This is a genomic window from Burkholderia sola, assembly GCF_905400185.1.
In the GTDB taxonomy this organism is placed as follows: domain Bacteria; phylum Pseudomonadota; class Gammaproteobacteria; order Burkholderiales; family Burkholderiaceae; genus Burkholderia; species Burkholderia sola.
Map to the genome: position 1 here is coordinate 87,447 of NZ_FR989676.1, position 18,658 is coordinate 106,104.

Sequence of the window (18,658 nt, forward strand, 5' to 3'; positions counted from 1 at the left end):
CAACAAGTTGCATTTTAAAACCACTTTCCCTACACTCCAAACAAGTTTCAAATTGCAACTCCATTGCGTGAGGCAACCATGGAGTCATCCTGCCGTTCCGGCACCGTTGCATCGAACGCGCGAACCGACGCGGTCCATCCGGCCGACGGCGGCCGCCTGTCGTCGGCGCGCGTCGCGCTGCTGGCCGTCTGCTGCGCGGCGAGCGTCGCGAACGTCTACTACGCGCAGCCACTGCTCGATTCGATCGCGCGGGATTTCGGCGTGTCGCAGGCCGCCATCGGCGGCGTCGTCACCGCGACGCAGCTCGGCTGCGCGCTCGCGCTGCTGTTCGTCGTGCCGCTCGGCGACTTGCTGAACCGCAAGCGCCTGATCGCCGTGCAGCTTCTGCTGCTGACCGCGGCCTGCATCGGCGTGGCTGCCGCGTCGACACGCGTCGCGCTGCTGGCCGGGATGGTCGCGGTCGGATTGCTCGGCACCGCGATGACGCAAGGGCTGATCGCGTGCGCGGCCGCGCTCGCCGGCGCAGGCGAACGCGGCCGCGTAGTGGGTGCTGCGCAGGGCGGCGTCGTGGTCGGGCTGCTGGCCGCGCGCTCGGTGGCGGGCGTCGTCACCGACATCGCCGGGTGGCGGGCCGTCTATCTCGTATCGGGTGCGCTCGCGATCGCGATGCTCGTCGTGCTGTCGCGGCTGTTGCCGGATCGGCACGCACCGCGCGAACGCATCGGTTACGCGGCGCTGCTGCGCTCGATGGTGTCGCTGCTGCGCGAAGAACGCGTGCTGCGCGTGCGCGGCACGATCGCGCTGCTGATGTTCGCGGCGTTCAGCATCTTCTGGAGCGCGCTCGTGCTGCCGCTGAGCGCGCCGCCGCACGCGATGTCGCACACGCAGATCGGCGCGTTCGGCCTCGTCGGCGCGCTGGGTGCGGCGGCCGCCGCGCGCGCGGGCCGGCTCGCGGATCGCGGGCGCGGCGAAGCGACGACCGGCGCCGCACTCGCGCTGCTCGCGTGCGCGTGGCTGCCGCTCGCATTCGGCACTACGTCGATTGCGCTGCTGATCGTCGGTATCGTGCTGCTCGACGTCGGCGGACAGGCCGTGCACGTCGTCAACCAGAGCATGATTCTCGGCGCGCGGCCGGACGCGCATGCGCGCCTCGTCGGCTGCTACATGCTGTTTTATTCGGCCGGCAGCGGGCTCGGTGCGATCGCGGCGACGATGATGTATGCGCGCGCCGGATGGACAGGCGTGTGCGTGCTCGGCGCGGGGGTGAGCGTGGCCGCGCTCGGCGTATGGGCCGCGACGCTGCGGCGCGCATGATGCGCACCGGTCGTGCGGATGGAATGGGAAAAGCCGGCCCGCCCCAGACGGGCGGCCGGCATGCGAACCGGCCGCGCACGCGCGCCGGTCCGGCTTTCGGTCGCGCTGCGGCTCCGCTGCGCGCCGCGAGCGTTCAGCCTGCCGCCTGAATCGCCTCTTCGTACACGCCAGCCACGCGTCGCGCGATCACCGCGTTGTCGAAATGATCGCGCGCATAGCGCTTGCACGCGACCTCGTCGGGCAACGTGATCGCCCCTGACAGCGCACCGCCGAGCCCTTCGGCAATCGCATCGGCGCCCGTCGACGGCAGCACGAGATCGTTCGACAACCCGGCGACCGCCTCCGGCAGCCCGCCGACCGGCGTCACCAGCACCGGCGTGCCGGATGCCAGCGATTCGACGGTGATCAACCCGAAGCCCTCGAGCGCGACCGTCGGCACGACGCTGACCGTCGCCGCGCGGTACAGCGCCGCGAGATGATGATCGGGCACGAAGCCGAGCAGCTTCACGTTGTCCTGCAGCCCCGCTTCGTCGATGCGCTGCTGCAGTTCCTCGCCGATCTTGCCCTTGCCGGCGATGAGCAGCAGCACGTCCGGGTGACGGCGCTTGACGATGCCGATCGCGTCGATCAGGTCCTCCAGCCCCATGCGCCGCACGAGCCGGCGCACGGCGAGCACGATCGGCCGGTCCTGCGGCAGTTGCAGCTTGTGCCGCGCCTCGGCCGGCGTGAGCGGCGTGTCGAACTGCGCGGTATCGACGCAGCCGGGAATCACGCGCACCCGCGACGGATCGATCCCGTAGCGGTGCGTCAGGATCTGGCCGAACGCCTGCGACAGCACGATCAATCGCGACGAGCGCGTATAGACGGCCTGTTCGAGATAGCGCTTCGCGCGCTGCCCGAGCGACGCGGCACCCTCGACCTGGCTTTCGTCGGCCCACGGCCCCTGGAAGTGCGACACCTGCGGAATCCCGCGCGTCACGTCGAGGCCCGGGAACGTGTACAGCGCGAAGTGCGACGAAATCACGTCCGGCCGTTCGCTGCGGATCTCGTCGCGCAGCGCGCGCCGCGCGGCGAGCATCCGGCGCGCGAGCGGCTGCGACGCGGGCCCGAAGCCCTGGATCGCGCCGCCCGTGTCGTCGGCGACCTTCGGCGAGCCGGCGACGAGCCCGCGCACCTCGACGCCCGCGCCGGGCAGCGCGCCGACGAGCGAGTAGTACATCCGGTCGAGGCCGCCCGCGCGTTCGGGGAACCAGTGCATGCCGATCTGCAACGATTTGATCGGCCGGGAAGAGTGGGACATCACGGTTGCTCCTGCGTGATTGCATGCTCGACCCGCTCGAACGCGGACGGCTGCGTGGGTTGGCCGATGCGCCGGTAAAGCGCGACGTACTGGGCGCCCATGTGCGCCCAGCCGAAACGGGTCATCAGTTCGCGGGCCGCGTCGCCCATCGCGCGACAGGTGTCGCGCGATGCCGCGAGCGCGCCGATCGCCTGCGCGAGCGCGGCCGGATCGTCCGGATCCTCCAGCACGATCCCGCATTCGCGCGTGATGATTTCCGCGCCGCCCGCCGTGCGCGCGGTGACGACCGGCAGACCGGCCGCCATCGCCTCCAGCAGCGACAGGCTCATCGCTTCGTAGCGCGACGGGAAAACGTACGCGTCGACCGAGCGCATCAGCGTCGGCATGTTCTTCACGAGCCCGAGGAAATGCACGCGCGAATCGATGCCGAGCGCGCGCGCTTCTTCCGGATACGGGCTGCCGGGCAGATAGCCTGCCACCGCCAGATGCACGTTCGCCGGCAGCTTCGTCAGCGCCTTCAGCACGGTGCCGAGGTTCTTGCGCGGCGTGCGCAGGTCGCCGACGAACAGCAGCAGGAACGCGTCGGCCGGCAGCTTGAACGCCGCGCGATCGGCCTGCGCGCCCGCGAACGCGCTGCCGTCGACGCCGTTGTAGATCACGCTGATCTTGCCGCTGTCGATGCCGAGCCCGGCGATCTCGTCGGCCACCTTCTGCGACACCGCCGTGATCGCGCGCGAACGCTTGTACGCCCAGCGCTCGAGCACGGTATTCACACGCGTATAGACGTACTGGTAGGCCGACCACAGCCCCTTGGTGGGTCCGAACGGATAGTACGGACTCTTGAACCAGCCGCCGTGCACGAAGTGCGCGGTATTCACGTCGGCCTTGATCCACGAGATGAAGCCGTTCACGTGCAGCACGTCGTATTCGCCACGGTGCGCGCGCAGCCACGCCGCGCTTTTCAGCGCGAACACCTGCTGCTTGACGAGATTCGACGGCCAGAAGCCGCCGACCTTCACCGGCACCCAGCGCACGCGCGGATCGGCCAGCAACTCGGGCGCGACATGCGACGCGACCAGCGTGACCTCGTAGTGTTCGGCCAGCGCCGCGCGCGCGATTTCGTAATTGACGCGGCCCTGCCCGTCGTTATGTCGCACGACGTGCGTGACGATCGCGATTCTCAATGGTCGCCTCCCCGTGAACGCGCGGCGGCCAGCAGGCGTTGCGCCTTCTGCCAGTGCGCCGCGGCAAGTATCGAAAAAATGGCTGTGAACATCAGCAGGCCGCCGGTGCCGATCAGCGAGTTCGTGAATACGAGCATCGCGAAGGTCGACAGGCACAGGCTCAGGCACGCGCCGACGAACTTGTCCTGGCGCAGCTTGAACGCCGCGCGCAGCGTGCGGCCGAACAGCATCACGACGCCGGCGAGATACAGCAGCGTGCCGGGCCAGCCGAGCACGAACGGCACGTTCATCACGCCGCTGTCGAAGCTGCCGTACTTGCCGAGCTCGCCGCTGTCGCTCGACAGCTTCGTGGACGCGCCGGTCGCGCCCATCCCTTCGCCGGCGACGTCGGTGAACGCCGTCTGCGCGAAGGTCGCGTAGAACTTGTTGCGGTCGTCGTAGCTGCGGTCGTCCTTCAGGTTCGTGATCGACTGCAGGCGCGCGCCGAGCCGGTCGGCCACCGGCCCGACGGTCAAGAGCGGCACGCACAGCCCGACCAGCACGACGCCGCTGATCAGGATCCGCATCCGCACGCGGTTGCTCGATTGCACGAGCTGGATCGCGAGCGCGATCACCCAGCCGCCCCAGGTCGAGCGCACGAGACACAGCGCGAACGACACGAAACCGGCCGCGCCCGCGAACCAGCGGATCTTCTGCGGCGCGACCAGCACGAACACCAGCGCACCCATCATCGCGAACGCGAACGGCCCGGACGAATTCATCGTGCTGAACACGCGCACGCCGTACGGCACCGGCTCACCCTGCGAGCCCATCTGCGAGCCGACCATCCACAGCACGTCCCACTGCGGCATCACGAAGTACTGCACGACGCCGTACACGCCCATCACGAGCATGCCCCACATGAAGGTGGACAGCAGCACGTCGCGATACTCCGGATAGTTGCGCGCGTTCACCATGATGTGAAAGCCGATCAGGATCGGGTACAGCCAGTTCGCGAGGTCGTAGGTTGCGGCCATCACGCCACTCGACACGATCCCGACCAGGTATGCATACACGAGCCCGAACAGGATCAGCAGCACCGGAATCCCGCGTCGCTGCGCGAGCACGCGGTAATGCCTGATGAGCCCCAGGCCGGCGATCATCGTCACCGCGAGCGGCGCGACCTGGATCAGGCTCGTCGGCGTGAACGCGCCCTTGGACCAGTCGGCCAGACGCCGCACTTCCGGGCTCAGGAACCACACCCACCACATGAAGCCGACATAGCGCGCCGGGCTCTTGAAATACAGCCAGATGCCGACCCCGATGGCCAGCACCGGGAACGCGAGCGTCAGCACCTTGCCCTGGTGGATCGCGATCAGCGCGGCGGTCAACGTCCACAGCCCGGCCTGCCCGGCCCAGTGCTTCGGTTCGGCGAACCAGCTGCGGGTGCGCGACGGCGCGCGTTCGGCGGCAATCGTACTCATCGATCCGCGCTCACTGCGACGAAGGGTGCGAATCGGCGAGCGGCATCGCGACGCCGGCCGCCGCGGGCGTGCGGCGCCGGCGCAGCATGTCGCGCGTGATCCGCACGTGCTGCTCGGCGAACGCCTGCGTGGTCAGGTCGCGCTCGCGCAGGCAGGCGGCGGCGGCCCGCGCGCAGTCGAGCGCCGCCGCCGGATCGGCGACGAAGCGATCGGCGGCCTGGCGCATCGCCTGCGCGTCGAACGCCGGCACATAGGCGGCCGTATCGTGCGGGAAGTAGTCGCTCAGGCCGCCCACGTCGGACACGATCATCGGCTTGCCGACGGCCGCCGCCTCGAGCATCACGGTGATGCCCGACGCATGGAAATTCGGCCGCAGCGGCACGACGATCACATCGGCCCACGCGTACAGTTCGTGCTGCTTCGCGAGCCCCGACGCCGGGCCGATCTTCACGTTCGGCGCATGCCATTCGCGCGGCACGCGGCGGCGCGTCGCGAGCCGCACGTCGTAGCGTTCGTCGCCGCCGAACGCGGCGAGGAACGTGCGCCAGTCGCGATCGCGGTCGTTGCCGATCGCGGCGATCCGCAGCGGCCGGTTCGGCTGCCACTGCCGCGGCTCGACCGGCGGGAAATCCTGCGTGTTCAGCCCGTAATAAACGAACTCGGCTTCGCGCCCGAGGATGCGGCGGCACAGGTCGGCGTTGTCGCGGGCGAGCGTGGTCAGCGCGTCGGCGCGCGCGAGCAGCTTGCGGTACAGCCAGCGGCGCGGGCCGCCGAAGCTGCCCCACTTGTCGAACAGCCACACGCTCTGCGCGAGCAGCAGCGGGCGCTTGCCCTGCGCGCCGGCGAGCTTGAGGATCAGCGCGGCGGCCAGATGCTCCTGCTCGGTATGCGTCCAGATCACGTCGGTCGCGAGCAACGTCGCGCGGTTGCGCCACGCATGCACGATATCGAAGCCGAGCGCCGCCTTCAGCGCGCGGCGCGCGACGCTCACGACGCGGTTCTCGCGGCCGTCCTGCGAATAGGTCAGCCGGAATTCGTCGGATTCGGCGTGGTGATAGCCGTACAGGCAGCCGATGTCGTCGCCTTTCCGGTAGGTACGCGGATCGGCGCCGTAGAACAGATGGACGTGAACGTTCGTTGCAGCCTTCGTGGTCATGCGAGCCCTCCGGGCATGGCCGCGCGCGAGGCGCGCAGGCCGTTCAAGACGTCACCGGCGGCATCGCCGCACGATGGGGGGCAAGATCGGTGCGACGCGCATCGCGCGCGCCGCGGCGCACCGCGCGCCAGTGCGCGAGCACGCGGGCACGCCGCGCGGTCGGCAGCGCCAGCAGCACGTGCGCAAAGCCCGGATAGACGCGTGTGCCGACCAGCGTCCACCACCACCACGCGATCTCGCGCCGTACCGGCGGCAGATGCTCCCGCAGCGTCAGTTGCAGGTTGTACGCGCCGTTGCTGATCGCGTTCAGCGACGCCGCATCGCGCCGGTCGTCGTCGAAGCGCTCGGCCGGGAAATGGTCGACCGCGATCGCCGGGTCGTACAGCAGCGTCCAGCCCGAGCGCTGCACCTCCATGCTGAACGCCATGTCGTTGTGCACCTGCGCGCCGGCGCCGCGCAGCCGCGTGTCGAAGCGCAGCCGTTCGATCGCCGCGCGGCGGTAGCTCATGTTCGCGCCTTTGAGCATGTCGACGGCGCGCGCACCGCCGACGCCAAGGTGATGATTGCCGATGATCTTGCCCGACAGCGTGAGCTGGCCAACGAGCTCGCGCGATTCGTCGAGCAAGCGGCCCTTCTCGTGCACCCAGTCGCGCCCGCCGACCGCGCCCACGCGCGGGTCGGACAGGAACGCGGCTTCGATGCGCGCGAGCCAGTCCGCGTGCGGCGCCGCATCGTCGTCGGTGATCGCGACGATGTCGCCGTTCACCGAGTCGAGCCCCTTGTTCAGCGCGGCGACCTGGCCGGCCACCTCGACCGGCACGATGCGTAGCGGCAGCGCGCCGCCGACCGCCGGATCGGCGAGCCGTTCGTGCGTGGCGTCGTCCTCCGGGCGCGCGACGACGATCACCTCGTCGGGCAGCCGCTGCTGCCGCTGCAGCGCCAGCAGGCAGCGCGCGAGGTCGGCGGGACGCCGATAGGTCGGAACGAGCACGGAAATTTTCATCAAGGATTCTCCAGTCGGCCGGTCAGGCGCCGCTCGCGCCGGCCCGGTGTCGTGAAATGCGATCAAGCGCTCAGGTATTCGTGCACGGCCGCATAGCCGCGGCCGTAGCCGCGCGCCTTCGGCGGCACGCCGTTGAAGATCCCGCCTTCCAGGTCGACCCCCGCGGTGCGCAGGCGCTTGATCGCATCGGCGATCTCGCCTTCGGTATGCATGCCCGAGCGCAGCACGAGGAACGTCGAGCCGGCCATGCGGCCGATGATGGTTGCGTCGGTCACCGCCAGCACCGGCGGCGAATCGATCAGCACGACGTCGTAGCGCTTGCCGAGCCCTTCGAGGTATTGCGGCAGGCGCGTCGACATCAGCAGCTCCGACGGATTCGGCGGGCGCGTGCCGGCCGCGATGAACGACAGGCCCTGCACCGGCGTCTCGCGGATCGCTTCCTCGAGCGGCGACTGATCGCTCAGCAGCTCGGACAGGCCCGGCTGCACGGTCAGGCCGAAGTAGCGGTCGAGCATCCCGCGGCGCATGTCGGCGTCGATCAGCAGCACGCGCTTGCCCGAATGCGCGAGCAGCACCGCGAGGTTGACCGTCAGGAAGCTCTTGCCGATGCCCGGCGTCGGGCCGGTCAGCACGATCACGCGGTTCTTCGCATCCATCATCGCGAACTGCATCGCGGTGCGCAGGCTGCGCATGCTTTCGACGCTCAGGTCCTTCGGACGCAGGCTCGCGAGGATCGGCCGCGCACGGCTGCCGCCCTTCTCCGCGGCCGCGTCGAGCTTCACCTGCTCGGCGCTTTGCGGCACCAGCCCGTACAGCGGCAGGTTGAACGTGCGCTCGATGCGGTCGGGATCCTCGATGCCCTGGAACAGGTTGCGACGCAGGAACACGACGCCCGTGCCGAGGATCAGCCCGAGGAACACGGCGGCCGACAGGATCAGCACCTTCTTCGGCTTGACCGGCGCGCCCGGACGCAGCGCCGAATCGATCAGGTGGATGTTGCCGCCCGTGCCGGCCTTCTGCACCGACAGCTCCTGCACGCGGTTCAGCAGCAGCACGTAGATGTCCTCGGCGACCTTCGCGTCGCGCTGCAGCTGGACGGCCTTCACCTCGGTCGCCGGCAGGCTGCGGAAGCGGTTGCTGAACTTGTCCTTCTCGCCCTGCAGCTCCGCGAGCTGCTGCTTCGCGGCGATCACCATCGGGTGCGAATCGGTGAAGCGCTGCGCGAGCGATGCGAGCTGCAGGCGCTGCGCGGCGATCTGCTGTTCGTATTGCACGCTGCCCTGGAGGTAGACCTTCGCCTCGTCGCTCGCGTTGATCGAACCCGACGTGCGCTGGTATTGCGTGAGCGCGGCTTCCGCGCGTTCGAGGTCGGCCTTCAGGCGCGGCTCCTCGCCCTTCAGGAAGTCGAGCATCTTGGTCGCTTCCGCCTGCTTCGCGACCACGTGCTGGTTCAGGTACGACTGCGCGAGCGCGTTCGCGATCGCGGCGGTCTGGTCCGGGTCCTTGCCTTCCAGCGAAATCTGCACGACGCCCGTCTGCTTGCCCTGCTCGCTCACCTGGATGCCGGCCTGGAAGCCGCTGATCGCGTCGAGATCGTTGTAGCGCACCACCGTGAATTGCGTGCCGGGGCGCGCGACGAGCTTCTGCACGAGCAGCGTCACGCCGCCGCCCTGCGCCGCTTCGCCGACGCGACCGGCCAGCAGCCGCGTGCCGTTCTCGTCGACCAGCGAATAGGTGCCGTTCGGGCCGGCCGTCAGCGTCAGCTTCTTGCCTTCGAGCGCCGGCACGACGCTGATCGAGTCGACGTCGGCGAGCTCGCCGCCCCACGCGTACGATTTCAGGCCGAGCCACGGCCGCGACGGCTCGCCCGGCGTCGCGAGGCGCGCGGCGAGGCTGCCGAGCACCGGCAGCGTCTTCGGCGCGATCGAAAAGTTCAGCTTGAACTGCTCGACGACCGGCGTGACCACGCCGCGGCTCTTGATGATCTCGATTTCCGCGTCGGTCGGCGCCTGCTGCGGGCCGCTGTTGATCGACGCGCCCGTCTGCGTCTGCGTGAGCGCCTGCGACGTGTTGTCGTTGCCCTCGACCCGCACGTGCACGTCCGCCTGGTAGACCGGCTTCGCGATGAAGCAGTAGAGGCCGGCGAGCGCGATGACCGTCACCGCGATGCCGATCAGCAGCCAGATGTCGTCCATGATCACCTGGAGCAACTGGCCGAGAACGAAGTCCTCTTCCTCGGTCTTCGCGGTCAGGTCCGCGTAGGAGTGTTTCGCTTGCGTGTTCACCATTCGTTCCCGCTTGAGTGGTGCCGGGGGGGCGGACGCCGCCCCGGCGGGCTATCAGCGCGTGATTTGCCGCATGTAGAAGATCGTCTGGATCGTCGGCAGCACCTGCTGCAGCACACGGTTGAACTGCACCGAGCCGGCCGTGCTGACGTAGACGACGTCGAGCGGCTGAAGCGGGAAGCGGCTCGACAGCATCAGCGCATCGGGCTGCGTCATGTCGAGACGGAACACTTCAGGCTTCGTCGGGTTGTCGCGCATGCCGCGCATCACGTAGATCTTGCGCGGGTTCGCATCGGTGTCGAGGATGCCGCCGCCCGCGGTCAGCGCGTCGGCGATGGTCAGCCTGCCCTTGAGCATCGGCACCGTGACCGGCGTCTTGACCTCGCCCATGATGAACACGCGGCTGTCGCTGCGATCCGGCACGTTGACGATGTCGCCCGGCTGCAGCATCACGTTCTGCTTCACCTCGCCGCGATCGAGCACGCCGTTCGCGTCGAGCGTGTACAGCTTGCCGTCGCGCGTCAGGCGCACGCGCTGCAGGTCGGCTTCGGCGGTCGAGCCGCCGGAGCGCGAGATCGCGTCGACGAGCGTGAGCGGCACGTCGCTCACCGCGAGCGGGCCCGGCTGCTTCACCTCGCCCGTCACCTGCACCTTCTGGCTGCGGAACGACAGCACGCGCACGTCGAGCTGCGGATTCTTCACGTAGCGCGACAGGCTGGACGCCATCTCGTCGCGGATCTGCGCGACCGTCTTGCCCGCCACGCGAATGCGGCCGACGAACGGGAAGAAGATCGTGCCGTCGGCGGCAACCGTCTGGCCGTACGGATCGGCCTGGCCCGGCAGCGCGGTCGTATACGGCTGCTGCAACGCGCCCGCGACCGATTGCGTCGTGTTGCCGCCGCTCGAGAACGACTGGCCCTGCGGCGTCGTCAGCTCCGGGTGGTCCCACACGGTGACGCCGAGGATGTCCTGCGGGCCGACGCGATACGTGTACTGCGACGGATCGGTATAGCGCCCGGGCGGCAGCGGATGATCGACCTGTGCTTTCTGCAGCTGGTCCATCACCACTTTGGCGTCGATGTAATGAACCGGATAGGTTTCGGCCGCTTCCTGCCGGCCTTCGTCCTTCAGGTTCGACGAGTCGAGGTAGTTGCCGGGCGCGGTTGCACAGGCTGACAGGAAAGTCGTCAGCGCGACGGCAAGCGCCACCGGGCGCATCGGGCGTTTCAGCATAGTTTCTGTAGCCATCCTTGAACCAGACGTTCGATCAGTGAGTAGCTCTCGCGGTAGTCGGCCTCGGGGCCGCCGTGCGGGTCCGCGATCTCGGCCCCTTCCCACTTGCCGAGCAGGTGGACCTTGCCGCGTGCGAACGGATCGACCGCTTCGACGGCCGCGATCTGTCGGCGCTCGCTGACGAGAATCAGGTCGGCGTCGCGCACGATCCGGCGCGACAGCCGCCGCGAGCGATGGGTCGTCGCATCGACGCCCCGCTCGGCCAGCAGTTGCCGCATCACCGGATCGATGCCGTCGCCGTCGTTCGCGTGGACGCCGGCCGAATGAAACGTCGGACGCGGGCCGCCGCGCGACGCGGCGTGCGACTTGAACAGCATTTCCGCCGCCGGGCTGCGGCAGACGTTCGCGTGGCAGACGATCAGGATGTTCCGGAACATGGCGTCTCGTAACGAGTGACGAAAAACGGGTTACGCGCTCGCGCGCGCGGCGCCCGGCACGCGCGCGGCGACGGCCTGGCGCGAGCCCGGCCGGCCGATCGGGTGGTACTCGATGCCCTGCTCGCTCATCGTCTCCGGCTCGTACAGGTTGCGGCCGTCGAAGATCACGGGCGCCTTCCACAGGCGGCCGAGCGCGACGAAGTCGGGGCTCTTGAACGCCTTCCATTCGGTGACGATCACGAGCGCGTCGGCGTCGCGCGCAGCCTGCGCCTCGTCGTCGACGAACGACAGGCGCTCGAGCCAGCTCGGGTGATCGGCGAGATCGAGCGCGAGCACGCGGCGCGCTTCCTGCTGCGCGACCGGGTCGTACGCGGCGACGCGCGCGCCGCGCGACAGCAGCTCGGCGATCAGCTCGCGGCTCGGCGCCTCGCGCATGTCGTCGGTGTTCGGCTTGAAGGCCAGGCCCCACAGCGCGAACGTGCGGCCGCTCAGGTCCTCGCCGAAACGCGCGACGATCTTGTCGGCGAGCACGCGCTTTTGCGTCGCGTTGACCGACGACACGGCCTTCAGGATCTGCAGCGACTGGCCGTGCTCGTCGGCCGTGCGGATCAGCGCCTCGACGTCCTTCGGGAAGCACGAGCCGCCGTAGCCGCAGCCGGCGTACAGGAAGTGGTAGCCGATGCGCGGATCGGAGCCGATCCCGCGGCGCACGGCCTCGATGTCCGCGCCGAAGCGGTCGGCGAGGTTCGCCAGCTCGTTCATGAACGAGATGCGCGTCGCGAGCATCGCGTTCGCCGCGTATTTCGTGAACTCGGCCGAGCGCACGTCCATGTACAGCGTGCGCTCGTGATTGCGGTTGAACGGCGCGTAGAGCTTCTTCATCAGCTCGCGGGCGCGCTCGCCCGGCACGTCGTCGTCGCAGCCGATCACGATGCGGTCCGGCCGCGTGAAATCGTCGACAGCCGCGCCTTCCTTCAGGAATTCCGGATTCGACACGACCGAGAACATCTGGTCGCCGCCGCGCTTCGCGAGCTCCTCGGCAACCGCCGCGCGCACGCGCTCGGCCGTGCCGACCGGCACCGTCGACTTGTCGACGATCACCTTGAAGCCGGTCATGTAGCGGCCGATGTTGCGCGCCGCCGCGAGCACGTATTGCAGGTCGGCCGAGCCGTCCTCGTCGGGCGGCGTGCCGACCGCGATGAACTGCACGTCGCCGTGCGCGACCGCGGCCTCGACGTCGGTCGAGAAGCGCAGGCGGCCGGCCGAGCGGTTGCGCGCGATCACTTCCTTCAGGCCCGGCTCGTGGATCGGCACGCCGCCGTTGTTCAGGATGTCGATCTTTGCCTGGTCGACGTCGAGACAGAACACGTCGTGCCCGATGTCGGCGAGACAGGCGCCGGTGACAAGCCCTACGTAACCGCTGCCGATGATAGTCAGATTCATGATGTGTCGGACCCCTTGACCAATGATTCGAAATTCGGAAAACCCGAATGCCTGTGCGACGCAGCGCGTCGGTGTCAGTACGCGTTGCTGCCGGTGAAGCCTTTCCACAGCGTCAGCACGACGATCTTGATGTCGAGCCAGAACGACCAGTTCTGCATGTAGTACAGGTCGAGCTTCACGCGGCCCATCATCTTCTCGATCTGGTCGGTCTCGCCGCGATAGCCGTTGATCTGCGCCCACCCGGTGATGCCGGGCTTGATCCGGTAGCGGAACATGTAGCCCTTGACCAGATCCTTGTAGATGTCGTCGTGCGCGAGCGCATGCGGGCGCGGGCCGACCACCGACATCTCGCCCTTCAGCACGTTGATGAACTGCGGCAGCTCGTCGAGGCTCGTGCGCCGCAGGAACCGGCCGACCGGCGTCACGCGCGAGTCGTTCTTGGTCGCCTGCGTGACCTGCCCGGCCACTTCCTGGTGCACCTTCATCGAGCGAAACTTGTAGATCTCGAACTCGTGCCCGTCGATGCCCTTGCGCTTCTGCCGAAAGAACACCGGCCCGCGCGAGGTCAGCTTGATCAGCGCCGCGATCAGCACCATCACCGGCGCGAGCGCGGCGAGCGCCGCCAGCGCGAACAGCCGGTCGAACACGAACTTCGGCAGGATCCGCACGTCGGTGATCGGCGACGCCGCGAGGTTGATCGCCGGCACGCCGAGCACCTCGACCACTTCCTGGTTGAAGAACGACAGCGTGCGCACGTCCGGGATGAAGCGGATGTTCACGAAGTCGTGGCGGAACACCGTCACGATCTGGTGAATCCGGCGCTCCTCCGTGATCGGCAGCGTGAGCCACAGCTCGCTGATCGCGCGGCTGCGCACCAGCCACACCAGCGATTCGAACTGCCGCTCGATGCGCACGTCGTCGAGCGCGACTTCGCCCGGCGCCTCGCTTTCGTCGTACACGCACACCGGGTTGAAGCCGGCTTCCGGCCGCGCCCGCATCTGCGCGATCAGCCGCCGCGCCGCCGGCGTGCCGCCGACGATCGCGACCGCCTTCAGGTTGTAGCCGCCGCGGCGCAACTGCCGCAGCACGACGTGCACGCAGGTCTTCGAGCCGGCGAGCAGCGCCATCGTCACGAGCGCCCAGTAGCCGAGCCACAGCCGCGACAGATCGCCCGACTGGTGAAAACTGAAACTCATCAGGATGCCCGCGAGCTCGACCGCGAGCCACGCGAACGCCACGCGCACCACCAGCCCGACGAGACGCTTGCCGCGCCACGACTGGTAGATGCCGATGGCCGGAAAGAACACGACGACCAGCAGGCAATCGAACAGCACCGTCGTGCGCTGCAGGTCGCTGAGCCCGATGCTGCCGTCGTGCAGCGCAGCCGCGATCAGCGCGCCCGTCACGACCATCGCGATATCGATGACTCTCGCCAGCACGCTCAACATGTCTGTTTCCTCTTCTTTGAACAGGCGTTTGCCGAACAGCGCCTTGCGCGACCCGTGCCGCACATTCGATTCAAACGTTGCATGACGCTATTGAAGCGACAAGAAAATTCATCCTCAAGCGCACAAGTATTTCGAAAAATAATCGGAAATTCTTGCCGCGATCTTTTTTAATTAAATCGGCAGGATTTCCCGAATCGGGCTCGATCGGGGATTTTTTCTGAATCTTTACGCTTTCCGCTCGCCCTTTGCGGGCGGGCGCGGCAGGCTGGCGCCGGGAATTATTTTTTATTTTTTTATTTGCGGCCAGTGCTACCGCGGAAAGTTCTTCCAGATGACGGCTCGGCGGATATCCGGCATTGGGTCCGGTTTTATTGTCGATTTACTTCATGCTACAACGACAGGCACTGACTTCAACCGTGGAGAGTGTCATCATGAATGCTCCGGCAGTGGTCGCCGAAACGCGCCATTCTTCTTCCGCCGCCCCCATCGTCGGCACGCCCGCCGTCGGTACCCGCCTCGCCGTGCAGCCCGTGATTCTCGCCGGCGGTTCCGGCACGCGCCTGTGGCCGATGTCGCGCGAGCGCTTTCCGAAACAGCTGATCGGCCTGCTCGGCGATCATTCGCTGCTGCAGTCCACCGCACTGCGCCTCGACGGCCTGATCGCCGATCACCCGCTGAACGACGACGTGCTGATCGTGTGCGGCGAGGATCACCGCTTCACGACCGCCGAACAGCTGCGCCTGACGGCCAAGCACGCGACCATCATGCTCGAGCCGCTCGGCCGCGACACCGCGCCCGCGCTGACGCTCGCCGCGTTGCGGCTCGTCGCCGGCGGCAACGACGCGGTGATGACCGTGATGCCCGCCGACCATGCGGTCGCGGACGTGCCGCGCTTTCACGCGGCCGTCGCGGCCGGCGTGCACTGCGCGGCGCAAGGCAAGATCGCGACGATGGGCATCGTGCCGAAGCACGCGGAAACCGGCTACGGCTATATCCGCGTCGGCGCGCCGCTCGGCGACGCCGGCACGGGCGGCCTCGACGTACGCCGCCTCGACCGTTTCGTCGAGAAGCCGCATCTCGAACTCGCGCAGCAGTACGTCGCGTCGGGCGAATACTGGTGGAACAGCGGGATCTTCATCGTGCGCGCGTCGGTCTGGCTCAAGGCGATCCGGCAGCTCGAACCCGAGATCTACGCGGCCTGCGAACAGGCGGTCGCACAGGGCAAGGAAGACGGCGATTTCTTCCGCGTCGATCGCGATGCGTTCGCCGCGTCGCCGTCGAACTCGATCGACTACGCGGTGATGGAACCGCTCGCGAGCCTGCCGCAACTGTGCGAAAGCGTCGTCGTGCCGCTCGACGCAGGCTGGTCGGACGTCGGCTCGTGGGACGCGATCTGGCAGATCTCGCCGAAGGACGACGCCGGGAACGTCGGCCGCGGGCACGTGTTGTTCGAAGGCGCCGACTCGACGTTCGCGCATTCGGAAAGCCGGCTCGTCGCGTGCGTCGGCACGCAAAACCTGGTCGTCGTCGAAACGCCCGACGCCGTGCTCGTCGCGGATAAATCGCGCGTGCAGGACGTGAAGAAGATCGTCGGGCACATCAAGGCGCGACAAGGCACCGAAGCGACCGATCACCGCAAGGTGCATCGTCCGTGGGGCCACTACGACTCGGTCGACACGGGCGAGCGCTTCCAGGTGAAACGCATCGTCGTGAAGCCGGGCGCGCAACTGTCGCTGCAGATGCACCACCACCGCGCCGAACACTGGATCGTCGTGCGCGGCACCGCGCGCATCACGCGCGGCGACGAAACGTTCCTGCTGTCCGAAAACGAATCGACGTACATTCCGCTCGGCGTGTCGCACCGCCTGGAAAACCCGGGCAAGATGCCGCTCGAGCTGATCGAAGTGCAATCAGGGGCGTATCTCGGCGAGGACGACATCGTCCGCTTCGACGATACCTACGGCCGGCAGTAACGCGTCATGCAACACAGGGCGCCGCTTCGCGCGGCGCCCTAAGCAGACATGGAGACACGAGACTTCCGCGCGGGCGTCGTGGCACACGACGGCCCGCGCGTGACACGGCAACGGCGATCAGCCCACGCGGTACGCGTACTCGCGACGCTCCGCCTGCACGGGATCGTTGCGGCTTTCCGACAACGCGCCCGCGCGACGCTCGGCGATGAAGCGCTTGATGTCCGATTCCGCGCGCGCCAGCGCCGACAAGCCGGCCAGCACTTCGCCCTGCGGCTCGCGCGCCGGTGCGTCGCTCGCACCGTGGCGATCGATCCACTGGCGCGCCCAGTCGAGCGCGTACTGCTCGGCCGCCTCGGCGTCGGTGAAGCGCGGGCCGATCAGGCCCGAGCGTTCGACCCGACGGTCGTCCTGCGAGATCTCGGCCCACGCGCGATACATCAGGTTCTGCACGGGCTGCGCGATGCCGCTGATCGTATAGCCGCGATACTCGTCGACCTGCGGCTCGGCCGCGGCGAAGCTCGCGGCCGACGCCCGCGCATGCCGCAACTCCGCGGCCGGCGCACCGGGCACGGTAAACGACACGTCGGCGCGGCCGTCCATCGGGTCGTCCGCCATCGCGCTCAGCGACGCACCCTCGCCCTGCCAAACGTTTGCCTGCGCGCCTGGCAATTGCCACGACTCGGGGTTCTGCCAGAACACGCCGCGCAGACGGTCGTTGTCGGGCGCGGGCTCCGCGCGGCGGGCCGGCACGACGGCCTCCGGCGGCGGCGGAATATACGCGAACGTGCGCCCGCTGAACTGGGTCAGCACGTCGATCATCTTCAGCAGCGTGCCGTTCGCGAGCCACTCCTCGTAGCGACGGCGGCACGTCGGCCCGGACGGATAGCGGCCGGGCAGCTTGGACCAGGCTTCGCCGGTCGTCAGGATCCAGAGCACCGCGTTCGCGACGACGCGCGGTTCGGCACGTGGACGCCCACGACGGTTCAGCCTGATGGGTTCATCGGCGATCAGCGCTGAAAGGCGAAACCACTCTTCATCGTTAAGCTCATCGAAGAACATAGTCAATCTCTCCACGCAGCCAGGCCGGGGCTGCGATTGGCGGCGCCGTCACGACACATCGCGTCGCGGGGCGGCCAGGTTGCACATTATGGTTATCCGGCGTTGTGCATACCGGGCGACACCGCACTTTCACGGTGCCGCGATTCCCGGCAATGGCGCACAAATCGCGGTCTCACTCCAATGTGGGAATTTTTGTGCACGAAGCATACCATCCTCAGGGTTTATCTCAATATGACAATGACTTAATGTTACGCACTGAAACAACCTGCCATCGGCGAGCAATCCATTTACGCTTGAATTTTTTTGCGGGATCTTTATGCCGATGGCTGCAAAGGCCCGTCTGGCGGGGCTCCGCAGCGTCTGAAGAATGCGCTGAAACGGCAGTTTCCGCCTGCTCCGACCCTAGCCGGCAAGCTCTTCCGGAAGGGTTACGGGGAATCGGTAAATCAGGGAAAAATTCGTAACAAGTTATTCACGAATCGGTAAATCATTCAATTTGACCTGAATCAAATTATCTCGATGCACAATCTTTTTATTGTTTCGCTGCGAGGAATGAAAATACGCTGACGCGGCGCGCCCACTCTGTCCCCGCATGCAAATCCGTCACGCTTGTTACATTTTCGCCGCAACCGGCAAGCGGCCGCGCCGCAGGGCTGCGACGCGGCTGTTTCGGGTCCGAACGGAAAGGGGGAAGCCGGCTTGCGCGGCTCGCGACGACGGCGGCGCTAGCGCAGATCGCCTGCCAGCGACGCGGTCACGTCCGCGTCGATGCGCTGCGCGGGCATCGTGTAGGCCGGATGATCGCAGCCGATCGACAGCGCCGCCCCGCCCTTGAGCGCCGCGCGCATCGGCGCATCGAACTCGAAGCGGACGAAGTGCACGGCCGACGTCTTCTCCGCGTTGTCGCGCTCGAGATCCTCGTCGGCGATCGCGTAGACGCTCGCGTGCCCGTCGACCCGCAGGTACACGCGATCCTCGACACCGATCAGCCGCGCGAGCGCCGCGCGCCGTTCGATCTCGTGCTCGTACTCGATCTGCATCGTCGCCTTCAGGTTGGTGCCGTCGGGCACCAGCGGCAGATACGCTTCCAGTTCCCCTTCGATGCCGGCTTCGTCGAAGATCTTCTCGATATGCAGCATCTCGTGGATCTGATAACGGATCGTCGTCTCGTCCTCGAACAGAAAACGCAGGTGGTTGCCGAGCGCCACCGCGCGGCGGCGCTTGTACGCGACGAGTCGCGCGTGTTCGGCCTTGCGGATCTTCGCGTACGCTTCGAGCGTCAGCAGGGAGTCGCGGGTCAGCGTCATCAGTTGCTCCGAGAAACCCCGTCCTTCAGGACGGGGAGGAAAGGCGTGCTGTT

General features: G+C 67.7%; 14 protein-coding genes. 2 read left to right on the forward strand and 12 right to left on the reverse strand.

Annotated features, from left to right (window positions below; translation table 11 throughout):
- The first annotated feature begins 78 nt into the window (after nucleotides 1-78).
- Nucleotides 79-1,314, forward strand: a complete 1,236-nt coding sequence (locus KR541_RS16925; RefSeq protein WP_050017961.1) for an MFS transporter — start codon at nucleotides 79-81, stop codon at nucleotides 1,312-1,314.
- Nucleotides 1,315-1,447: 133 nt separating this feature from the next.
- Here the strand turns inward: KR541_RS16925 and KR541_RS16930 are convergent, their stop codons facing one another.
- The 10 genes from KR541_RS16930 to KR541_RS16975 form a co-directional block, all read right to left on the reverse strand.
- Nucleotides 1,448-2,614, reverse strand: a complete 1,167-nt coding sequence (locus KR541_RS16930; RefSeq protein ID WP_050017960.1) for a glycosyltransferase family 4 protein — start codon at nucleotides 2,612-2,614, stop codon at nucleotides 1,448-1,450.
- Entirely contained in the window at nucleotides 2,614-3,798 is a 1,185-nt protein-coding gene (locus tag KR541_RS16935; protein WP_050017959.1) for a glycosyltransferase family 4 protein, read from the reverse strand. Before KR541_RS16935 ends, KR541_RS16930 begins: the two co-directional genes overlap by 1 nt.
- Complete coding sequence (locus tag KR541_RS16940; protein WP_050017958.1) at nucleotides 3,795-5,261, reverse strand: O-antigen ligase family protein; 1,467 nt, start codon at nucleotides 5,259-5,261, stop codon at nucleotides 3,795-3,797. Before KR541_RS16940 ends, KR541_RS16935 begins: the two co-directional genes overlap by 4 nt.
- Nucleotides 5,262-5,271: 10 nt before the next feature.
- Nucleotides 5,272-6,417: a glycosyltransferase family 4 protein gene (locus tag KR541_RS16945; RefSeq protein WP_124553956.1), complete on the reverse strand. Its 1,146-nt coding sequence runs from the start codon at nucleotides 6,415-6,417 to the stop codon at nucleotides 5,272-5,274.
- Between the two features lie 43 nt (nucleotides 6,418-6,460).
- The gene (locus KR541_RS16950; protein ID WP_050017956.1) at nucleotides 6,461-7,420 is read right to left on the reverse strand and encodes a glycosyltransferase family 2 protein; all 960 of its coding nucleotides are present in this window, start codon (nucleotides 7,418-7,420) and stop codon (nucleotides 6,461-6,463) included.
- Between the two features lie 62 nt (nucleotides 7,421-7,482).
- Nucleotides 7,483-9,708 carry a polysaccharide biosynthesis tyrosine autokinase gene (locus tag KR541_RS16955; RefSeq protein ID WP_050017955.1) on the reverse strand — a complete coding sequence of 742 codons (2,226 nt, stop codon included), beginning with the start codon at nucleotides 9,706-9,708 and terminating at the stop codon, nucleotides 7,483-7,485.
- 51 nt (nucleotides 9,709-9,759) lie between these two features.
- Complete coding sequence (locus KR541_RS16960; RefSeq protein ID WP_050017954.1) at nucleotides 9,760-10,938, reverse strand: polysaccharide biosynthesis/export family protein; 1,179 nt, start codon at nucleotides 10,936-10,938, stop codon at nucleotides 9,760-9,762.
- Complete coding sequence (locus KR541_RS16965) at nucleotides 10,932-11,375, reverse strand: low molecular weight protein-tyrosine-phosphatase (protein ID WP_006482944.1); 444 nt, start codon at nucleotides 11,373-11,375, stop codon at nucleotides 10,932-10,934. The genes KR541_RS16960 and KR541_RS16965 overlap by 7 nt, the downstream gene beginning before the upstream one ends.
- Nucleotides 11,376-11,405: 30 nt before the next feature.
- Nucleotides 11,406-12,818 (reverse strand): UDP-glucose dehydrogenase family protein, encoded by a 1,413-nt coding sequence (locus KR541_RS16970; protein WP_050017953.1) that lies wholly within the window; start codon nucleotides 12,816-12,818, stop codon nucleotides 11,406-11,408.
- A gap of 74 nt (nucleotides 12,819-12,892) precedes the next feature.
- Nucleotides 12,893-14,266 carry an undecaprenyl-phosphate glucose phosphotransferase gene (locus KR541_RS16975; protein ID WP_050017977.1) on the reverse strand — a complete coding sequence of 458 codons (1,374 nt, stop codon included), beginning with the start codon at nucleotides 14,264-14,266 and terminating at the stop codon, nucleotides 12,893-12,895.
- A 431-nt stretch (nucleotides 14,267-14,697) separates the two neighbouring features.
- Between KR541_RS16975 and KR541_RS16980 the strand changes: the two genes are divergently transcribed.
- Nucleotides 14,698-16,239 (forward strand): mannose-1-phosphate guanylyltransferase/mannose-6-phosphate isomerase, encoded by a 1,542-nt coding sequence (locus tag KR541_RS16980; RefSeq protein WP_050017952.1) that lies wholly within the window; start codon nucleotides 14,698-14,700, stop codon nucleotides 16,237-16,239.
- 117 nt (nucleotides 16,240-16,356) lie between these two features.
- On the opposite strand, the gene KR541_RS16985 is transcribed toward KR541_RS16980, so the two are convergent.
- Both KR541_RS16985 and KR541_RS16990 read right to left on the reverse strand, forming a co-directional pair.
- Nucleotides 16,357-17,298 carry a transposase gene (locus tag KR541_RS16985; RefSeq protein ID WP_050017951.1) on the reverse strand — a complete coding sequence of 314 codons (942 nt, stop codon included), beginning with the start codon at nucleotides 17,296-17,298 and terminating at the stop codon, nucleotides 16,357-16,359.
- Between the two features lie 725 nt (nucleotides 17,299-18,023).
- Nucleotides 18,024-18,605, reverse strand: coding sequence for a DUF3501 family protein (locus KR541_RS16990; RefSeq protein WP_050017950.1), 582 nt, complete (start codon nucleotides 18,603-18,605; stop codon nucleotides 18,024-18,026).
- Between the last annotated feature and the right edge of the window lie 53 nt (nucleotides 18,606-18,658).